Source organism: Streptomyces albipurpureus (assembly GCF_023701525.1).
GTDB lineage: Bacteria > Actinomycetota > Actinomycetes > Streptomycetales > Streptomycetaceae > Streptomyces > Streptomyces albipurpureus.
Window position 1 is genome coordinate 1 of record NZ_JAMQAW010000138.1, and the last position, 3,776, is coordinate 3,776.

At 64.9% G+C, this 3,776-nt stretch carries 2 protein-coding genes; both read left to right on the forward strand.

From position 1 onward, the window contains the following. The first annotated feature begins 584 nt into the window (after positions 1 to 584). On the forward strand, positions 585 to 2,999 hold the full coding sequence (locus NBG84_RS40345; protein WP_250924723.1) for a DEAD/DEAH box helicase: 2,415 nt from the start codon (positions 585 to 587) through the stop codon (positions 2,997 to 2,999). Beyond that, the gene (locus tag NBG84_RS40350) at positions 2,999 to 3,391 is read left to right on the forward strand and encodes a hypothetical protein (RefSeq protein ID WP_250924724.1); all 393 of its coding nucleotides are present in this window, start codon (positions 2,999 to 3,001) and stop codon (positions 3,389 to 3,391) included. Before NBG84_RS40345 ends, NBG84_RS40350 begins: the two co-directional genes overlap by 1 nt. Positions 3,392 to 3,776 lie beyond the last annotated feature (385 nt).

A 3,776-nucleotide genomic window follows, 5' to 3' on the forward strand; every position in this document is an offset into this window, starting at 1 on the left:
GAGCGGGATATGCCCCGATAAATCGGGGCATAGGGAATGACTTCGCTGACGCTCCGTCAAGTGCCCGAATACGGGCACGGTTTATGGTTTCGCTTGCGAAATCATAAACCAACTGAAGGGTTGTCAATTCGCGCAAGCGCGAATTGACGGAGCCTCGCTTGCGAGGCTCAAGGACGCTGGCTAGGAGGGGAGGTGCATCACGTGCGGACCTGTGTAGCCACTGGAATTCCCAGCTACCACCCCCAGAACGAGAGTGACGGACTGTCGGCCCGAGCGAGTACTGGCCTCACTGTAGTGACGGGTTCCGCTTGCGCTCCACCCGAACCCCTCCCCCGCATCCCACGTCGAACTCGCGCCTACCTTGTTCACGCATCTCTGGAAGCATACAGGGATGTCGGCCATCTTAGGGTGAGATTGAGTCATGCATCACCCTGGGGAGCGAAGTTGGCGTGAGTTCTGATGCATCACGTGTCGCACCTGTGTAAGATCTGAGATCAGACATCACACCCCCAGCGTTGTGTACTTCACGCTGGGATTCCCTTTCTGATGACGCGCTGCATTCCGCGAAAAGGAGAACACGGGGCATGGCCGTGAAGCTGTTTGACCATCAGATTGAGGCCGTTGCCGCTATTGTGCGTGGCTTCGATATCCCGCCTGGTGGTATTCCTTTCGATGGTTTGCGGGGGCAGGTCCACGCGGCGTGTGGGACGGGGAAGACGTTTATTGCCGCTGCGGCGGCAAAGCGGCTCGCTCCGCATGGGCGGATTCTTGTTCTGGTGCCGACGTTGGATCTTTTGGCGCAGACGGTGAAGGCGTGGCATGACGCCGGGCACAGGGGGCCGGCTGTTGCGGTGTGTTCGCTCCAGGACGATCCGGAGCTGTGGAGCCTGAAAGTACGGGCCACGACGAACCCGGTGCAGCTGGCCCTGTGGCACGGCACGGGGCCGGTGACCATCTACGCCACCTACGCCTCGCTGGGCGTGTTGGCGGAGGCATTCGAGGGCGTCTACGGCCAGCAGCTAGCCCCGGTAGACCTCGCCGTAGTTGATGAAGCCCACAGAACTTCCGGGTCAATGGGTAAGGCGTGGGCGGACATCCACAATCAGACCGTCATCCCGGCCGCGCGCCGGCTGTATATGACTGCCACCCCCAGGATTTGGCAGGAGCGACCGAACTGGGAGGTCGCTGAGGGGGTTCGGGAGGCGCTGCCGAAGGAGATGGCGGCCTCAATGGACGACGAGACCGTGTTCGGGCCTGTGCTCTGGAAGCTATCGCTGGCGTCGGCGGTGTCGCGTGGGCTTTTGGCGCGGTATCAGATCATCGTGCTGGAGCTCCAGGACCCAGTCGTCACCCCGGAGCGGCTGATGGGCGAGGAGCGGCACAGTGAGAAAGTGCGAGGTGAACGGCTCGGTGCCTTGCAGGCGGCGTTGCTGCACACCATGGCGCAGCACCAGTTGCAGACGTGCATCACCTTCCACCACCGGACGGTTGAGGCGCAGGCATACGCCGAGGGCCTGAAGGCAGTGGCGGGCAAGCTGCACGCCGACCAGCCGGAGACATACCCGGCTCGGATGTGGGCGGACTGGCTGTGTGGGGAGCATGTGCCGGAGCGGCGGCGGGGAGTGCTGTACGAGTTCGGGTCCACGGCGCGGCGTGCGGTGCTTTCGAATTGTCGGGTTCTCGGGGAGGGTGTTGACATTCGGGCGGTGGATAGCGTTGCCCTACTTGATCCGAAGGGCGCCCCGCACGACATCGTCCAAGCCATCGGCCGGGCGCTTCGACAGAAGCCCGGAGAGGGCAAGTTGGCCTCTTTGATCGTGCCCGTATTCCTCCAACCCGGGGAGCAGCCGGAGGATATGTTCACCTCGGGTTCATATCGGCCTTTGGTCCGCGTACTTGAAGGGCTTCGGGCACACGATGAGGAGGCCGTGGAATTGCTCGCCATTCCACAGGAGCCTCAGAAAGACGTCGTGGAACCGTCTCAGTACATCGGCCCTCCGCCCGAGGATGGTGAGGAAGAAACTCGGGTATTGCTGCGTTTCGCGGCTCCGCGTGACCCGGTGATGGTCGCAGAGTGGGTTTCCTTCAACGTGATCGACACCGAGCGTCAAGACTGGGCCCGCGGCTGGGCCGCACTCAAAAAGTTCACCGAGCGTGAGCATCATGCCCGCGTCCCCTACGAACACCGAGAGGCTCCGGGGCCGTTCCCACTGGGGACATGGGTCGCGGAACAACGACGGGCGTACGGGGCCGGGCAGATGACTGGCAAGCGCGTAGCGCGGCTGGAACAGCTGGGCATGATCTGGTCCGTGGTGGACGAGCGCTTCCAGGAAAACCTGGCCGCGGCACGCGTCTACTACGAGCAGCACTGGACCCTCTGCGCGCCAAGGTCAGCGACGATGCTGGACCGGCCGGTAGGACAGTGGTTGTCCAACCTGCGCCGTCCAGGTGCGCTGGAGGGCCGCCCAGAGTGGGAGGCCGCGCTGGTCGAGATCGACGCCGACTGGAACCCGACATGGCCCGCCGAGTGGCAACGCCACTACGCCGCACTACGCGAACTGGTCGCCGACGAAGAAGGCCAAGCCGGCACGGCGGAGATCCTGCCCGGCTTCACCATCCACGGCATGGACATCGGCAAATGGCTCGCCAAGCAGCAAAAACCTGACGTCTGGCACACCCTGACAGACGGGCAACGCGAACGCCTAGAGGCCCTCGGCATCACACCGCCACCCCCAGAGTTGGAGGAGTCCGCGAAGCCGTCCACTGCGCCCTTGAGCGCCTTCGAGAAAGGCGTTGCCGCCCTGGCGCAGTACAAGACCCGGGAGGGCCATGTGAAGGCCCCCAGGGGTCACGTAGAGGTTTTGCCGGACGGGTCGGAAATCCGGCTCGGGGTGTTCCTGAGCAACAGCAAGAGCCGCCGAACCAAGCTGACCGCCGACAAGCTCCAGGCGCTCGCCGCCCTGGGGCTGGAATGGGCGGCCACGGAAGGAGCGGCGTGATGAGCGCGAGCGGCCAGGAGACCGCGAAGCAGCGGGAGCGGGAGGCCGTACGGCGGCATGGCCGCACCCGTGCCATCACGGAGGCGGAGGGCGTCATCTCGGCTCTGCTGTCCGACCCTGGTGTGCGGGAGACGCGGGCACAGGTCGAGGCGGCGGAGACGGAGCTCGGCAGGGAGCTGTACGCCCGTCTCCAGCCGTTCCAGGACCGCTACGACCAGGCCGTGCGCGATGGTGACGCGGCCCGGCTCACCGGAATCTGTCCAGGCAAGCACGGCCGCTGGGGACGGATCTGCGTCCTGGACAACGGGCACGAGCTGGAAGAGCCGCACTGGGGCCGCAATAGCGAAGGCCGGCCGATCGCGTGGGTAGGCAGCGCACCCGACCACTGGTGAGCACAACCGCTTACAACGTCGCTCCCGGACCGGTGTGGGCGGCGCCGTGAACACCGCGGGAAACAGCCCCGGGCGCGCTGTGCGCCCAGGGCTGTTTCGCTACCTGGGTCCGCAGCGCCCCGTCCCAGGGCCTACACACACAGGCCAGGACGATGCCGCTGCTCAAGACATGGCATCGCACTGGCGTTCGTGTAGGCCCTGGGATCCTGGGCCACTCCCCCACGTCGTGAACTACGTTGCAAACGGGGAGGGTTCGGTAAGACGGTCCAGCAGCGTATCGAGGCGCACGGTGGCGGACCCGGGTGTCCACTCTTTACGCCTCGTCAGGGAAGGCGTACGGCTTTGACGACGGTGACGGTGACGACGGCTTCGCTGACGATGTAGG

Bases quoted from the DNA above. Each gene is read 5' to 3' on its own strand.
- NBG84_RS40345 (WP_250924723.1), top strand. From the start codon at position 585: ATGGCCGTGAAGCTGTTTGACCATCAGATTGAGGCCGTTGCCGCTATT.
- NBG84_RS40350 (WP_250924724.1), top strand. From the start codon at position 2,999: ATGAGCGCGAGCGGCCAGGAGACCGCGAAGCAGCGGGAGCGGGAGGCC.